Origin of the sequence: Shewanella sp. POL2, assembly GCF_000282755.1 — a bacterium.
Taxonomy (GTDB): domain Bacteria; phylum Pseudomonadota; class Gammaproteobacteria; order Enterobacterales; family Shewanellaceae; genus Shewanella; species Shewanella xiamenensis.
Map to the genome: position 1 here is coordinate 44385 of NZ_AKZL01000021.1, position 16230 is coordinate 60614.

Annotated in this window: 12 protein-coding genes; 7 read left to right on the forward strand and 5 right to left on the reverse strand. The window is 45.3% G+C overall.

Annotated elements, in window-relative coordinates:
- Nucleotides 1–62 precede the first annotated feature (62 nt).
- Both SHEWPOL2_RS07740 and motY read right to left on the reverse strand, forming a co-directional pair.
- A complete protein-coding gene (locus tag SHEWPOL2_RS07740; RefSeq protein WP_037427501.1) occupies nt 63–2243 on the reverse strand; it encodes a prolyl oligopeptidase family serine peptidase in 2181 nt (726 codons plus the stop codon).
- A gap of 689 nt (nt 2244–2932) precedes the next feature.
- Nucleotides 2933–3802 carry a flagellar protein MotY gene (gene motY, locus SHEWPOL2_RS07745; RefSeq protein WP_037419408.1) on the reverse strand — a complete coding sequence of 290 codons (870 nt, stop codon included), beginning with the start codon at nt 3800–3802 and terminating at the stop codon, nt 2933–2935.
- A gap of 142 nt (nt 3803–3944) precedes the next feature.
- Between motY and rnt the strand changes: the two genes are divergently transcribed.
- The gene (gene rnt / locus SHEWPOL2_RS07750; RefSeq protein ID WP_037427503.1) at nt 3945–4613 is read left to right on the forward strand and encodes a ribonuclease T; all 669 of its coding nucleotides are present in this window, start codon (nt 3945–3947) and stop codon (nt 4611–4613) included.
- A gap of 75 nt (nt 4614–4688) precedes the next feature.
- On the opposite strand, the gene SHEWPOL2_RS07755 is transcribed toward rnt, so the two are convergent.
- Complete coding sequence (locus SHEWPOL2_RS07755) at nt 4689–5294, reverse strand: peroxiredoxin C (RefSeq protein ID WP_011623136.1); 606 nt, start codon at nt 5292–5294, stop codon at nt 4689–4691.
- Between the two features lie 368 nt (nt 5295–5662).
- On the opposite strand from SHEWPOL2_RS07755, the gene SHEWPOL2_RS07760 reads away from it, so the two are divergent.
- On the forward strand, nt 5663–6982 hold the full coding sequence (locus SHEWPOL2_RS07760; protein ID WP_037427504.1) for a Na+/H+ antiporter family protein: 1320 nt from the start codon (nt 5663–5665) through the stop codon (nt 6980–6982).
- A gap of 88 nt (nt 6983–7070) precedes the next feature.
- On the opposite strand, the gene SHEWPOL2_RS07765 is transcribed toward SHEWPOL2_RS07760, so the two are convergent.
- On the reverse strand, nt 7071–8474 hold the full coding sequence (locus tag SHEWPOL2_RS07765; RefSeq protein ID WP_086024005.1) for a GGDEF domain-containing protein: 1404 nt from the start codon (nt 8472–8474) through the stop codon (nt 7071–7073).
- A 189-nt stretch (nt 8475–8663) separates the two neighbouring features.
- Nucleotides 8664–9290, reverse strand: coding sequence for a uracil phosphoribosyltransferase (upp, locus tag SHEWPOL2_RS07770; RefSeq protein WP_023267861.1), 627 nt, complete (start codon nt 9288–9290; stop codon nt 8664–8666).
- A gap of 327 nt (nt 9291–9617) precedes the next feature.
- On the opposite strand from upp, the gene purM reads away from it, so the two are divergent.
- The 5 genes from purM (at nt 9618) to asnB (ending at nt 16191) form a co-directional block, all read left to right on the forward strand.
- Entirely contained in the window at nt 9618–10655 is a 1038-nt protein-coding gene (gene purM / locus SHEWPOL2_RS07775; protein WP_023267860.1) for a phosphoribosylformylglycinamidine cyclo-ligase, read from the forward strand.
- A complete protein-coding gene (purN, locus tag SHEWPOL2_RS07780) occupies nt 10655–11299 on the forward strand; it encodes a phosphoribosylglycinamide formyltransferase (RefSeq protein WP_037427506.1) in 645 nt (214 codons plus the stop codon). The genes purM and purN overlap by 1 nt, the downstream gene beginning before the upstream one ends.
- Before the next feature lie 139 nt (nt 11300–11438).
- Nucleotides 11439–12185, forward strand: a complete 747-nt coding sequence (locus SHEWPOL2_RS07785) for an HAD-IIA family hydrolase (RefSeq protein WP_037419391.1) — start codon at nt 11439–11441, stop codon at nt 12183–12185.
- 185 nt (nt 12186–12370) lie between these two features.
- Nucleotides 12371–14044: a M28 family metallopeptidase gene (locus tag SHEWPOL2_RS07790; RefSeq protein ID WP_037427508.1), complete on the forward strand. Its 1674-nt coding sequence runs from the start codon at nt 12371–12373 to the stop codon at nt 14042–14044.
- A 482-nt stretch (nt 14045–14526) separates the two neighbouring features.
- Nucleotides 14527–16191, forward strand: coding sequence for an asparagine synthase B (asnB, locus tag SHEWPOL2_RS07795; protein WP_037427511.1), 1665 nt, complete (start codon nt 14527–14529; stop codon nt 16189–16191).
- The last annotated feature ends 39 nt before the right edge of the window (nt 16192–16230 follow it).

The following is a 16230-nucleotide window of genomic DNA, read 5'->3' on the forward strand; positions in this document are numbered from 1 at the left end:
GCAATTGAGGGATTTGTAAATAACAATGGGGTCAAACGACCCCATTTAATTAACATAGTTAGCTATTTTGCAAGGGTTTGCGGTAGTGCCAAACCAAAGCTTTGCCACAGGAAGCTATAAATATCGGCAAACTCGTCGATCTTCATCGCGGTTGGTTTACCCGCACCATGTCCAGCATTAGACTCAATGCGCATTATCACGGGTTTATCGCCCTGCTGTTTTTCTTGCATCATGGCGGCAAATTTAAAGCTGTGTAGCGGCACCACACGATCATCGTGATCAGCCGTCATCACCATAGTTGCAGGATAAGCCTGCGCTTTAACATTATGGTAAGGCGAATAAGCTAATAATGCCGGAAACTGCTCTGCATTATCTGCACTGCCATATTCACTAGTCCAAGCCCAACCAATGGTAAACTTATGGAAGCGCAGCATATCCAACACACCCACTGCTGGTAGCACAGCAGCAAACAGCTCAGGACGTTGCGTCACCGCGGCGCCCATCAATAAACCGCCATTACTGCGGCCATAAGCGCCTAACTTTGTAGTGTTGGTGTATTTTTCGTTGATCAGGTATTCGGCAGCGGCAAAATAGTCATCAAACACATTTTGCTTTTTATCGAACATACCTGCCTGATGCCAGCTTTCACCATAATCCGCGCCGCCGCGTAAACTTGGTACGGCGTAAATGCCGCCCATATCTAACCATGCGATGTTGGCGGGGCTAAAACGCGGCGTCATCGAAATCGCGAAACCACCGTAGGCATACAGAAGCGTTGGGTTTTGACCATTCTTCACCAGCCCTTTTTTGTAGGACAGCATCATCGGGACGCGAGTACCGTCTTTGCTGGTATAAAACACTTGCTCAGACACATAATTATCGGGATTAAATGACACCTGAGGTTTAGCCACAACGGTCGACTCTGCCGTTTTAAAATCGAACTTATAGGTGGTTTCGGGTTGAATATAGCTGTTAAAGACATAGTAGAAATAGTCTTTGCTCGCCTTACCGAAAGGCCCGGCGACATTACCTTTACCTGGTAAAGTGACATCTTGACGCTTTTGGCCGCCCATACTGAAAATCGATAATTGTCCCAATACATCGTGTAAATAGCTGACGACTAAATGGTCATTGATAATGGCGACTTTATTAATGGGATCTTTTGATTCAGGAATAATGGTTTGCCACTGCGATTTCTCACTATTACGGGTATCAATGGCAATCACTTTACCGTTAGGCGCATCTAAATCGGTTTTAAAATAAAATACCGAACCGTCATTACCTAAAAACTCATACTCTGCTTCGAGGTTAAGGATTAATTCCACCACCTGTGCTTTAGGTTCAAACAGTGATTTATAGAAAAAGCGATTACGTTTGTCCGTACCCTGCGAAATCGACAGCAGTAAATATTCGCCCTGCTCAGACACATCGATGCCAAATCCCCAATCTTTGTTTTGGGGGCGTTCGTAAATCAATAAATCTTGGCGCTGATCTGTGCCTAATTTGTGGTAATACACTTTTTGATTAAAGTTCACATCGGCCAGTAAATCCCCACCCGCTGGCGCATCGTAACGGGCATAGAAAACACCTTGGTTTTCCTTATCCCATACCGCGCTGGAGAATTTAATCCAGCTGAGTTCATCTTTAAGCTTTTTACCCGTGGCAATATCAATAAACTGCCACTGCTGCCAGTCAGAGCCTGACTTAGACACTCCATAGGCTAAAATCTTACCGTCATTACTTACCGATACTCCAGACAACGCCACGGTACCATCGGCTGAGAAGCTATTTGGATCGAGCACGGCTTTCTCAACGCCATCTTTGCCTTTTACATAAAGGACCGATTGCGCTTGTAAACCATCGTTACGGTAATAAAACTGGTTATCGCCATTCTCGAAGGGGGCTGAAATCTTCTCGTAGTTCCACAGTTCAGTGATACGATCAACCACGGCTTGTTTGTTGGGGATCTTCGCCAAGTAAGCCTGACCAAAGGCCTGTTGTTCTTTTACCCAGCTTTCGGTTTCTGGCGTGTTTTCTTCAAGATGACGGTAAGGATCCGCCACCGCAACACCGTGAAGAGTGTCGACTAAGGCGTCTTTTCTCGTTTCAGGGTAAACCAATTTGTTTGCGCTGACCTGCTGTGCGGCCTCTTCTGGCGTATTGCCACTCTGGCAGGCGGCCAACGCCATGCCCAATGTGGCTACTAATAAACCTTGCTGGGCAAGGCGAAATCTTAATGCCATCTTTTATCGTCCTTTTGGTGATGTCCGGCTTAACGCTCTTTTGCAGCAAGTACTATACAAGCAAAATTTTTCATGGCAATGCTGTAGCAAAAGATGAGGTTTTCTCGCGAAGAAGAAAGATTTAACAAACTGGTAGCAATGATGAGCTTATTGAAGTGTATTTTTATGCAGTAATTATGACTGACAAGTTATTAATCATGCTAAATAGTGACTTAAGTGAGGCAGATCACTTAATCAATCATTAGTTTTGCTAATGTATCGAGGCAATTTTTCTCGTTTGCTAGCCAAATAACAACACACTAAAATGTGCTTGTTTTCAGGAGATATCCGCTAGCGGATATTGAAAACAAAGAACTTTTAAACTGATGTCTTTTAAGTACTTCAGTTCATCCCTGGTTCTTATGCTTGACTTCCTTCCTTCAATTTGTTGATTGCAAATGCATTATTTTGCGGCCCGCTTAGATTAAGCGGGCTTTTTTTTACCCAGAATCAAACATCAAGCGACACTTATCGGCGTTCAGTATTTTTTGTTACATAAAAACCACTGGAGCCTCTCAATAAATGACGCTTATCTGCGTGTTGCCATCTAAATCAACAGATTGCCATAGTATTTTGAGGCGAATACAGACAGCGTCAATAAACAACAATGCCAAGTCAGTAGACTTGGCATTGTTAGGTTAAGCTTTGATTTAGAGGGGCTTACTAATGCGGATCACAACTCGGCGGTTTAGCGCCCTTTCCTCAATATCATCATTTGAAGCCACGTGACGCCGCTCGCCGTGACCCACAGTCACAATTCGATCTTGCGGAATACCACTTGAGACAAAGAAATCTTTTACCGATTCAGCGCGTTTGTCCGAGACTTTCTGATTCACTGAACGACCACCATAACTATCGGTATAAGCATCGACTAATACTAATTCTACATCTGGATCGTATGACAAATATTCCTGTATTCGCGTAAGCTGTTGCTGTGAGAAGCGAGTTAAATCCGTTCCCCCTTCATCATAATTAAGCACGGTAAAAGCAATATCTTCAAAGCTATAAGGCAATAGGTGCGATAAACACGCCTTAAACTCAGCATATTTTCGGCCAAAATTCGCTGCCGACAGCCCTACAGCAATTTTATTGGACTCATCATACCAATCGGCATAGTAAAATGTCGGCTCCATACCACGGCTTAGCTCGTTTAACATGGACCACGCGGCGCGTTTAGGCACTTCACCATTAAAATACTTTTGGTAACGTAACGAAGTGATTTCTTTTGACACCACACCTGGTCGCCATTTGGGAGCTCGGCTCATCAACTTGGCTTGGGTCACTTGATCAGGTTTTACCCACATATCCAAAGTGAAATTGAGATTTAATTGCTTACCCGCTTCACTGGTAAAAATCGCTTTACCGTAGGAAGGAATATCATGCTCAAGACGGCACACGATCGGACTATTTTGACTGACTCGCCATTGGGATTCACCCAAAGAGGCCACATAGTGGCGCAACTCTGCCATTGCAGTTGCTGGAACGCATAAAATTGATACTAATATCAGTTTTCGCCACATAGCCCTTACTCGTGTTTATTCGGTTACGAGGTTTTATCGGCAAACTTTTTAGTTCCTTTAGCTCATAAAACCAGCAATCAAACATGACACATCCTAGTTCATTAAGCATAATAGCGCCCTGTGATTTTTCTTGGGTACTTTAATGAGCGATATTTGCGACGCAAACAAATTGAAACACCGATTTCGTGGCTACTTTCCGGTAGTGATAGATGTCGAAACCGCGGGCTTCAACTCTCAAACCGATGCGTTGCTGGAAATAGCCGTCACGCTACTGAAAATGGATGATGAAGGTGTGCTCGGGATTGATAAAACCCTGCATTTCAACATTGAGCCCTTTGAGGGTTCAAATTTAGAACCCGAGGCGCTGGCTTTTAATGGTATCGATCCCACCAATCCATTACGCGGTGCGGTCAGCGAAAAAGAAGCCTTTTTAGAAATATTTAAAGCCGTTAAAAAAGCCCAAAAGGCATCTGATTGTCACCGTAGTATTATTGTGGCGCACAATGCAGCCTTTGATCATGGCTTTGTGAGTAAGGCTATTGAACGTTGTGACTTAAAACGCTCTCCATTCCATCCGTTTGCCACTTTTGATACCGCGACGTTGGCAGGATTAGCGATTGGCCATACGGTATTAGCAAAAGCCTGTATTATGGCAGGCATCCCTTTTGACAATAAAGAAGCCCATTCTGCACTCTACGATACCGAGCGCACTGCTGAACTCTTTTGTTATATCGTCAACCGCTGGAAATCTTTAGGTGGCTGGCCACTCTTAGCCACCAACGAACCTGATGATTCGGATAGCGAAGCATAGCTTTACCAACAATTGTCTAAAACAAGAAAGCTGCCAAAAGGCAGCTTTCTTTTTACCTAACTAAAGGTTTACAAATTACAGAGAGCTTGCGTTTTCAGCTAAGTAAGCCGCAACACCTTCAGTGCTTGCGTTCATACCTTTGTCGCCTTTTTCCCAACCTGCTGGGCAAACATCACCGTGCTCTTCGTGGAATTGCAGTGCGTCGATCATACGCAGCATTTCGTCAACGTTACGGCCTAATGGCAGATCGTTAACCACTTGGTGACGTACCATACCTTCTTTGTCGATCAGGAATGAACCACGGAAAGCCACGCCAGCTTCTGGATGCTCAACATCGTATGCTTTACAGATGTCGTGTTTAACGTCAGCAACTAAAGTGTATTTCACTTGGCCAATACCACCTTTTTCTACTGGGGTGTTACGCCATGCGTTGTGAGTGAATTGAGAATCGATAGACACACCGATCACTTCAACACCACGCTTAGTGAACTCTTCCATGCGGTGATCAAAAGCGATCAACTCTGATGGACAAACGAAAGTGAAGTCAAGTGGATAGAAAAATACCACTGCAGGCTTGCCTTTGATGGCTGCAGTTAAGTTAAAGCTATCTACGATTTCGCCAGAACCTAATACAGCTGCTGCAGTAAAATCAGGAGCCGGACGGCCTACTAATACGCTCATTTTATATCTCCATCTATGAGTTGAACTAACTATAAAAGTAAAACATCCCTTAAACACGCTTGCACATTTGTGCGAGTGTATTTGAGAGCGCTTACCAATCAAATCTTTAGGCATTATAAGTCGTGCGTTTTGCCTTACAACCTATTTAAGACCAATATCACATTTTTCAAGGGCATTTTGACGTTACTGCTTAAGGATAGAACAATCTGTGCCATTGATAAGCGCTTTAGCCCACATTCATCTAACACTAAAAGCCCTCTGGATTCACATTTTCAGATATTTTTCAGATTAAGGCTCGGTAAACTGGACAGACACGGCCTTAGCAGTCGAAAATAACCCTTTTGGTTTACAGAATTAAGAATTTGTCTATGAATGCAGTCGTCATTGCTGTGTGTTTAATGTTAGCCCTTAGTTTGGCGAGGGTGAATGTAGTGGTAGCGCTCACCATCAGCGCCCTCGTTGCTGGTTTAGTCGGGGGAATGGATCTGCATCAAACGATTGATGCCTTCAATACAGGATTAGGTGGCGGCGCACAAATCGCCCTGAGTTATGCCTTATTGGGTGCATTTGCCGTAGCATTATCCCATTCAGGCTTGACGACGCTGATCTCCAACTCGATCATTAAAAGCCTTGGCCAAGAACCTAATCCGACCAACACTAATTGGGTGCGCTGGTTACTGCTGTTATCCCTGCTCGTGATGTCGATGGCCTCGCAAAATATCCTGCCGATCCATATCGCCTTTATTCCGATACTCGTGCCGCCACTGCTGCATGTGATGACCAAGCTGCATATCGACCGCCGTTTGGTCGCCTGCGTGCTGACCTTTGGCCTTGTCACTACCTATATGATTTTACCCGTGGGCTTTGGCGGTATTTTCTTAAATGATATTTTGCTGTCAAACCTCACCAGCAACGGCTTAGTCGCTGTGCGTGACCAAATCCCCCCTGCCATGTTAATCCCCGCAGCGGGCATGGTGGTCGGTTTATTGATCGCAGTATTTGTTAGCTATCGCAAGCCGAGGGTATACGATGAAACTAAAGTGCTCAGTGCCGAGCCTGAAGAGACGCTCAATAAGCGCAATATCGCTATCGCAGCGCTAGCAATTCTTGCAACTTTATTTGTACAGCTTGAGACTGATTCGATGATCTTCGGCGCTTTAGTCGGCTTTATGATCTTTAGTTTCTCTGGCGCACTAAAACACGTTGCTGACCAAGATATCTTTACTCAGGGCGTACGCATGATGGCCAATATCGGTTTTATCATGATCTCCGCAGCAGGTTTTGCCGCAGTAGTGAAAGAAACTGGTGAAGTTGGCACCCTAGTTTCATCATTGAGTAGTCTGATTGGCGACAATAAAGCCCTCGCCGCCTTTTTGATGTTAGTCGTTGGACTATTAATTACTATGGGTATTGGCTCATCCTTCTCGACCATTCCGATTATTGCGACCATTTATGTGCCCTTGGCGCTAAGTTTTGGCTTTTCAGTACCCGCAACTATCGCGTTAGTCGGGACTGCTGCTGCGTTGGGCGATGCAGGCTCGCCAGCGTCGGACTCAACATTGGGTCCCACATCGGGTTTAAATGCCGATGGTCAGCACGACCATATCCGCGACAGCGTGATCCCCACCTTTATTCATTACAATATTCCACTGTTAGTATTTGGTTGGATTGCCGCCATGGTGCTCTAAGCGTAGGAAAGACATATAAACATAAGCAAAAGCGTGGTAATGCCACGCTTTTTTTATGCTAGGGATTTAAGCATTGAGTATTAGAACGTTACCGCAAAACATCATTTTCATCATCGGATCTTTTTTGTGTCTTATCCGCGTATAACGCCTTATCTGCCGCCAGAAATACCGCCTCAAAGGATAGGCAATCCATTGAATCTGCGACACCACAAGAAACAGTTAGCATATTTAAAAAATGTCGCTGCCGAATGTTATCTTTAAGTCTATCCGCAAGTTGTTGTGCTTTATCAATAGGACAGTTGGCTAAAATCACTACAAACTCATCACCGCCAGTACGGATAATAATGTCGTTTTCTCGAAAAACGGCTCGCATCGCTTCGACAATTTGCATTATTGCCAAATCACCTAATTGATGACCATGGGTGTCGTTAATCGTTTTTATTTTATCGCCATCAATACAAATCACAGCATATTGAGACGCAGTTGCAGCCTTAAAAATAAGTGTTTCATAGATTTTTTTATTGTAGGTCTTCGTAAATGGATCCAACAGCATAGCTTCAGAAAATTGCTGACGCTCAGTACGTAACTGCTTGAGACGCATAAATTTAAGTTGGAAAATAATTGTTAAGCCCGACAGCAATAACCAAAGAGGCAGATATTGCATAAAAAACCTTAACGTACTGATTTTGTATGTTAAAACACTCTGATTATCTAAGTGATTACTCATAGCATAAAACAGAAAGTTGGGCGTGATCCGTGTCCAAAAACTATCTCCGCTAATGACAATCTCAGTGCCATAAGCCGAGTTCTGAGTTTCAAACACTTTTCTTTGCATAAAATCCGTTGCCATAAATGATGTATCAGCAATCACATCTCCCCAAAGATGCTCAGGCGCATGTGAGGATGAAATAGGCGCCGCCATAGAAAGAATAATGTTTCCCGTTACTTCATCACGATAAGGAACGGACAGCACAATATCATCAACTAAGGAGTCAGCAGAGGCATCCTTACTGCAATAATGCAGCCGTTGGCAAAACTCATTGGTGAAAGAATTCTCGTGTATTAAGCGACTTTTCACCTCATCAGGAATCGTGGAGGCAAAATATAGCGCATTACTTTTGTATAGACCGATATATATAAACGCACTTCTGACAGGATTCTTATTATTTGAATATAAATAGTCAAAATAGCGCAGGATCAGCTCTTCTTCTGGTGATAAAGCACCGCCTGAAGGCAATAATAAGCGGGAGGAATCAAGCTTAAATGGTGTAAGTAGCGCACTATCAAAATCAATAATATCGTGTAAAGATAAGCTCTTACCAAGCAACTCTAAATAACTTGGCACCACGTGTTTCGCCCGTACAAATTTGACAAATGCCCTGTGTTCTTTCTCTATTCGCAAGGGTAAAAGGACCAGCAGTAACACAACAAATATCAAGGTAGCCAATGAACAAGATTGGCGAACAAGTGACCAACTTAGTTTTGAAACCATCATAATCCCCGATGATGACCCGAGTTAAATCGATTTATTGCAAACCTACTGCGCCGCGCAAAACGCATTATGTCAAAATTAATCTTATCGTTAACTGTAGAACGAGTCGGCAAAAATGGAATCATAAAAAACAAAAAGGGAGCCTAAGCCCCCTTGTCAAATCGAGATAGCATTTAAGCCATCAGAACATTATTTAGTCCCAAAAATCTTATCGCCCGCATCACCTAAACCAGGCAGGATATAGCCCTTCTCGTTTAAGCATCTGTCGATTGCGGCAGTATACAGCTCAACATCCGGGTGAGCCGCTTCAAGGGCTTTGAGTCCTTCGGGCGCGGCAACTAACACTAAGGCTTTAATTGACGTGCAACCGCGTTTTTTCAGCAGGTCGATAGTCGCAATCATCGAGCCACCAGTTGCCAGCATGGGGTCAACGATCAGCGCAATACGCTCGTTCATGTCGCTGGCCAGCTTTTCAAAATATGGCACAGGTTCTAGGGTTTCTTCGTCGCGGTAGATACCCACAACCGAAATACGCGCACTTGGAATATGCTCAAGTACACCGTCCATCATGCCTAAACCCGCACGCAAGATAGGCACAACAGTCACTTTCTTGCCTTTGATCTGATCCACATCTACCGGACCATTCCAGCCTTCAATCGTAACAGTTTCGGTTTCGAAATCTGCGGTAGCTTCATAGGTTAACAAGCTGCCGACTTCAGCGGCTAGCTCACGGAAACGTTTAGTGCTAATGTCACCTTCACGCATTAAGCCGATTTTGTGACGCACTAACGGGTGTTTAACCTCGACAACTTTCATTTTTCTCTCCTACTATTGTTCGCGAATTACCTTAGGCAAATTTTTCAGATTTTAGATGATTTGTTTATTGGGTAAAACATAAAGTTTTTCCATTCGGACTAATCGTGAGCAATATCGCAAGAATTATTACTTATCGCTTAAGATACGCCCACTAACACACTATTTTATGACCAATCACTAGATTGAAAATGTGAAATATCCCCCTGTGAAGCTAAAAAAACTTCAGAGATACTGATAAATCCAAATCATGACTTTCGACCCCTAGCACAAGCTGATAGAATACCGCCGCATAAAAATCCAATAACGATGTACCCGAGAGGATCCTCCGTGAGCACTCCTACCCCACTGAGCTATAAAGACGCTGGCGTTGATATTGATGCTGGTAATGCACTGGTAAATAACATTAAAGCGGCTGTTAAACGTACCCGTCGTCCAGAGGTAATGGGCAACTTAGGTGGTTTTGGCGCATTGTGTGAATTACCCACTAAATACAAGCAACCTGTTTTAGTGTCAGGCACCGATGGTGTTGGTACTAAATTGCGTTTAGCTATCGATTACAAAAAACACGACACAGTCGGTATCGACTTAGTGGCCATGTGTGTGAACGATTTGATCGTTCAAGGCGCTGAGCCATTGTTTTTCCTCGATTACTACGCAACAGGCAAGCTCGATGTTGAAACAGCAACTTCTGTTGTTAACGGCATCGGCGAAGGTTGTTTCCAATCTGGTTGTGCGTTAATCGGCGGCGAAACCGCTGAAATGCCAGGCATGTATGAAGGTGAAGATTACGACCTCGCAGGTTTCTGTGTGGGCGTGGTTGAAAAGGCCGACATCATTGACGGGAGTAAAGTGGCCGCGGGTGATGCACTGATCGCCTTAGCTTCAAGTGGTCCTCATTCAAATGGCTATTCATTAATTCGTAAAGTATTAGAAGTCAGCCAAGCGGACCCTCAACAGGATCTCAATGGCAAGCCATTGATCCAACATCTGTTAGAACCAACCAAAATTTACGTTAAATCATTGCTCAAGCTGATTGAAGCATCAGACGTGCACGCAATGGCACACATCACTGGCGGCGGTTTCTGGGAGAACATTCCTCGCGTACTGCCTGAAAACTGCAAAGCCGTTATCCAAGGTGATTCATGGCAATGGCCAGCTGTTTTCAATTGGTTAATGGAAAACGGTAACATTGCAGAATATGAAATGTACCGCACCTTTAACTGTGGTGTAGGCATGATCGTTGCGCTGCCAGCCGATAAAGTGGATGCCGCACTTGCGCTGCTTGCAGCGGAAGGCGAACAAGCATGGCTTATCGGTGCTATCGCTGCTCGCGAAGGTAATGAAGAGCAAGTGGAGATCCTGTAATGCCCCAAAGCTGTCGTGTAGTTGTATTAATTTCCGGAAATGGCAGTAATCTGCAAGCCGTTATCGACGGTTGTGACGATAATTTGCAAGCCGAAGTTGTCGGAGTGATCAGTAATAAACCCGATGCCTACGGCCTAGTTCGTGCCCATCATAGTGAAATTGATACCAGCTGCGTGATTGCTCGCACAGGTGAATCTCGCTCTGATTACGATGCACGGTTAATGGCTGCAATTGAACAATACCAACCGGATTTAATCGTGTTGGCTGGATTTATGCGCATTCTAACTGATGAATTCGTGAATCATTATTTAGGTCGCATGATCAATATCCACCCTTCATTGCTGCCCAAATTTACCGGATTACACACCCACCAACGTGCCATTGATGCCAAAGAAACAGAACATGGCGCAAGTGTGCATTTTGTTACCCCAGCGCTAGATGCTGGTCCGGTGATTTTACAGGCGAAAGTCCCAGTTTATGAAGACGATACCGCAGAGATGCTCGCTGCGCGTGTCCACGAGCAAGAGCATGCTATTTACCCCCTAGTGGTGAAATGGTTTAGCCATCAACGCTTAAAAATGCAAGACGGCCAAGCCTATCTTGATGGCACGCTCATCGGACCTAATGGTTACGCACCCGATTAATCTCTGAATATTGGAAGAAGAGACCTTAAAGGTCTCTTTTTTTTGGGCTATGACATACAAAACCATTGTTTTATGGACTAATGTGGCATTAGATAAGCTAACGAAAAGTGATTTTGTTCGGCATAAAAGAGATTATTAGATGAAAAATATTATCTGCGATATCGATGGTGTACTCCTGCACGACAATAAGCTGATCCCCGGCAGTGATAAATTTATCCAGCGCATTCTCCAGCAAGGCAATCCCCTTGTCATTCTCACTAACTATCCGGTACAAACAGGCAAAGATCTGCAAAACCGCCTTAGCGCAGCGGGGATAGACATCCCGGAGGAATGTTTTTATACCTCGGCCATGGCTACCGCCGACTTTTTAAAGCACCAAGAGGGCAGTAAAGCCTTTGTTATCGGTGAAGGCGCCCTCACCCATGAGCTCTACAAGGCTGGTTTTACCATTACCGACATTAATCCCGATTTTGTGATTGTTGGCGAAACCCGTTCCTACAATTGGGATATGATCCATAAGGCCGCCGGATTTGTCGCCCGTGGCGCCCGTTTTATCGCCACCAACCCCGACACTCACGGCCCCGCTTACAGCCCCGCCTGCGGCGCCCTGTGTTCACCGATTGAGCGTATTACCGGCAAAAAGCCTTTCTACGTCGGTAAACCGAGTTCATGGATTATCCGCTCGGCGCTCAATCATATTGACGGTCACTCCGAAAATACCGTGATCATCGGCGACAATATGCGTACCGATATCTTGGCGGGCTTCCAAGCCGGACTTGAAACCATTCTGGTTACCAGCGGCGTAAGTAAACTTGAAGATATCGATAAAGAACCTTTCCGCCCAAATCATGTTTTCGCCTGTGCCGGCGATATCGATGTCGTTTAAGCATCAAACTGCCAGCTTCTCAGCACCTTAGCGTGCTGAGAAACACCACTGACCTTAACATTAAGTAACATATTTGCCGTTGGACTTCCCTTGTACCCCATTGTCGCTTGCTTCATGATAAGGCACGACATACCCCTTCAATATTCGCGTTAAACACGCCCTAAAAATAACAGTAGGATCAACCTATGCGACGTTTGTATCCGTTTTGCGCACTAGCCTTGCTCAGTGCCTGTAGCCCCAACTCGGCCCAGCCCGATGCCAACAGCAGTGCCGCACTGAAACCCGTGCAAATGAATGAAGCACGTTTTAGAGACGATATTAAAAACCTGTCTTCCGATGAGTTTGAAGGCCGTGCCCCAACCACTCAGGGTGAAAAACTCACCTTGGATTATTTATCCAAGGCCTTTGCAGAGATGGGACTTAAAGGTGCTTACCAAGGTAGCTTTTTACAACCTGTGCCTATGGTGAGCTATACCGCAGATGAAGCACAGCAAGTCACGCTAGCTGGATTACCCTTTAAATACCGTCAAGATCTGGTGCTCAGTAGTCGCCATGATAACGGTGGTATTAACATTGAAAACGCGCCATTGGTATTTGTTGGCTACGGTGTTAATGCACCTGAATATGGCTGGAACGATTACCAAGATGTGGATATGAAAGGTAAAATCGCAGTCATCTTAGTGAACGATCCCGGTTTTGCCCGCCCAGACTCAGGCAAATTTAATGGCAAAGCGATGACCTACTACGGCCGCTGGAGTTATAAATTTGAAGAAGCTAGCCGCCAAGGCGCACTCGGCGCGCTGCTGATCCACGATACTGAGCCTGCATCTTATCCTTGGTCTGTTGTCGAAAACAGTTGGACGGGGCCACAACAGGATTTAGTGCACAGCAAAGCTGAGCAGGATAGCCGCGTCCAAGTTGAAGGTTGGTTAACCTTAGATACCGCCACAAAACTGTTTGAAAAGGCTGGCCTATCACTTCCTACTCTCATGGCTCGCGCTGCCGATAGCCCAATTAGCTTATCCCTAGAGCAAACGGCCAGCATCGCCTTTAAAAACAAAGCGGAATACGCCAACAGCTATAACGTCGTCGCCACCCTTCCTGGCACCAAGCAAGTAGATGAACAAATCCTGTTTACTGGCCACTGGGACCATATTGGCAAAGATGACAGTAAAGAAGGCGATAAAATTTACAACGGTGCCATGGACAATGCATCGGGCATTGCGGGCATTTTAGAAATCGCCAGACAACTGGCCGATAACGCTAAACAGGGCCACGGCTTAGCTCGCTCGGTGACCTTTATCGCTACCACGGGTGAAGAACAAGGGTTGCTTGGCTCACGTTATTATGCCGCTAATCCTATCTACCCCATTGATAAAACCGTGGCAGTGCTAAACCTAGATAGCACCAATATCTATGGAAAAACCAAGGACTTCACTATCGTCGGTAAAGGCAAGTCCGAGCTTGAAAACTACTTAATCGATGCCGCCAAACAGCAAAACCGCATTGCTTTGGGTGAAAAGAATCCTGCATCGGGCGGTTTCTTCCGCTCTGACCACTTCAGCTTCGCTAAACTCGGCGTTCCTGCGGTTTTTGCCGGTGGCGGTAGTGAGCCAATCGATGTGGCAACCGCGGACTATAAGACCCAAATGCAGGCGACCATGAAGGGCTGCTACCACAATGTCTGCGATGAATACCATGAAGACTGGGATTTGAGTGGTGCGATTCAAGATCTGGAAATTTACTATCAAGTGACTCGCAGCTTAGGCAACAGCCAAGATTGGCCAGGCTACTATCAAGGTACTGAGTTTAATAGCCTGCGTCCCGCCAAAACAGAACTTGCCACGACCGCAAAGTAAGCGGCTTAAGCAAAGGGATTAATCGCTAAAAAATCTAATAAGGCACCTTGAAGGGTGCCTTATTATGTTATGAGTATTTTATGAGCCGCCCCACTTTACGCTCACTGTTGACCTTGACTGTAGCAACACGGGCAATAACTGCCGATATGCTGCTTATAAAATCAGCGATTATGACGCTTGGATAACTATCTTGCTCACATTTATCATGATTTTCTCAAAAACGGATTTTCTTGAGTGAACATTATGTATTTGCCAATATCCCGCCTAGCAATCAACACAAAAAAACACTTTGTGTATAAAAAAGCGAAACTAATTAAACAAACTTCAATTAAAACCATTTTCAATATAGATTAAACTCACAAAAAACACCTAAAAACGAACAAATCATCAAAAATAATATTTGGCAAAATCCCGAATCGCTGGCACATTGATACTCAATTGAGACATCCTCAAATGAAATACAGCGGTTTAGGAGTTGCATTATGTGTTCGATTTTTTCAATTTTAGATATTCAATCCGATGCGAAAGAGCTACGCCAAGTGGCACTAGAAATGTCCAAACTGATGCGCCATCGCGGCCCCGATTGGTCAGGCATTTACGCCAGCGATAAAGCGATTTTGGCCCACGAACGCTTGGCCATTGTCGATATTGAACATGGCGCGCAGCCACTGCTAACCGAAGATGGCAGCCTTATCCTCGCGGTCAACGGTGAAATCTATAACCACAAAGAACTCAAAGCCCAACTCGGCGATAAATACAGCTATCAAACCAACTCAGATTGCGAAGTCATTCTGGCGTTGTATCAGGAATATGGCACTGAATTTCTTGATAAATTAAACGGTATTTTCGCCTTCGTACTCTACGACAAAGCCAAAGACGCCTACCTAATCGGCCGCGATCATATGGGTATCATTCCGCTCTACACGGGTCGAGATGCGGCAGGTAACTTCTATGTCGCCTCCGAAATGAAAGCACTGATGCCAGTGTGTAAAACGGTGGAAGAATTCCAGCCGGGCCAATACTTATACTCAAGCGATGCTGCGGCAGTGAAATACTACACCCGCGATTGGCAACAGTATGATGCAGTTAAAGATAACGGCGCCAGCCAAGAAGAACTGCGTGAAGCTCTAGAAGCCGCAGTAAAACGTCAATTGATGTCCGATGTACCTTACGGAGTATTACTCTCCGGTGGTTTAGACTCATCGGTGATCTCGGCTATCACCCAGACATTTGCCAAACGCCGCATCGAAGATGACGGTGAAACGGGCGCTTGGTGGCCGCAGCTACACTCCTTTGCTGTCGGTTTAAAAGGCGCTCCGGATTTAATCGCGGCCAAAAAGGTTGCTGATGCCATTGGAACGATTCACCATGAGATCAACTTTACCTTCCAAGAAGGGCTAGATGCGATTAAAGAGGTCATCTACCACTTAGAAACCTATGATGTCACCACCATTCGTGCTGCCACACCCATGTATCTGATGGCGCGTAAAATCAAGGCGATGGGGATCAAAATGGTGTTATCGGGTGAAGGTGCCGATGAACTCTTTGGCGGTTACTTGTACTTCCATAAGGCGCCAAACGCGCAGGCCTTCCATGAGGAACTCGTGCGTAAACTGGATAAACTGCATCTATTCGACTGTCTGCGTGCCAACAAAGCCATGGCGGCGTGGGGATTGGAAGCCCGTGTGCCTTTCCTCGATAAGGAATTTATGGATGTGGCAATGCGCATTAATCCTGAAGCAAAAATGTCTAAGGATGGCCGGATTGAGAAACACATTCTGCGCCAAGCCTTTGAACATAAATTACCTAAAGAAGTCGCCTGGCGCCAAAAGGAACAATTCAGCGATGGCGTAGGCTACTCTTGGATTGATGGCTTAAAAGCCCATGCCGCAGAACAGGTCGACGATTTGCAACTGGCCAACGCGAAGTTCCGCTTCCCGTATAACACGCCAGAAACCAAAGAGGCTTACTTCTATCGCTGTTTCTTTGAAGAGCATTATCCATTGCCAAGTGCTGCCGAAACGGTTCCTGGTGGCAAGTCGGTCGCCTGCTCTACCCCAGAAGCGCTGGCATGGGATGAAAGTTTACGGGGTATTATCGACCCATCAGGCCGCGCCGTGCGCTCAGTGCATGCCGCCAGTTATTAACCACAGATATCCCATCCTAATAATAAAGCCACCCTCGGG

Coding starts and splice junctions, on each gene's coding strand:
- SHEWPOL2_RS07740 (WP_037427501.1), bottom strand. CDS start 2,243: ATGGCATTAAGATTTCGCCTTGCCCAGCAAGGTTTATTAGTAGCCACA.
- motY (WP_037419408.1), bottom strand. CDS start 3,802: ATGTGGCGAAAACTGATATTAGTATCAATTTTATGCGTTCCAGCAACT.
- rnt (WP_037427503.1), top strand. CDS start 3,945: ATGAGCGATATTTGCGACGCAAACAAATTGAAACACCGATTTCGTGGC.
- SHEWPOL2_RS07755 (WP_011623136.1), bottom strand. CDS start 5,294: ATGAGCGTATTAGTAGGCCGTCCGGCTCCTGATTTTACTGCAGCAGCT.
- SHEWPOL2_RS07760 (WP_037427504.1), top strand. CDS start 5,663: ATGAATGCAGTCGTCATTGCTGTGTGTTTAATGTTAGCCCTTAGTTTG.
- SHEWPOL2_RS07765 (WP_086024005.1), bottom strand. CDS start 8,474: ATGGTTTCAAAACTAAGTTGGTCACTTGTTCGCCAATCTTGTTCATTG.
- upp (WP_023267861.1), bottom strand. CDS start 9,290: ATGAAAGTTGTCGAGGTTAAACACCCGTTAGTGCGTCACAAAATCGGC.
- purN (WP_037427506.1), top strand. CDS start 10,655: ATGCCCCAAAGCTGTCGTGTAGTTGTATTAATTTCCGGAAATGGCAGT.
- SHEWPOL2_RS07785 (WP_037419391.1), top strand. CDS start 11,439: ATGAAAAATATTATCTGCGATATCGATGGTGTACTCCTGCACGACAAT.
- SHEWPOL2_RS07790 (WP_037427508.1), top strand. CDS start 12,371: ATGCGACGTTTGTATCCGTTTTGCGCACTAGCCTTGCTCAGTGCCTGT.
- asnB (WP_037427511.1), top strand. CDS start 14,527: ATGTGTTCGATTTTTTCAATTTTAGATATTCAATCCGATGCGAAAGAG.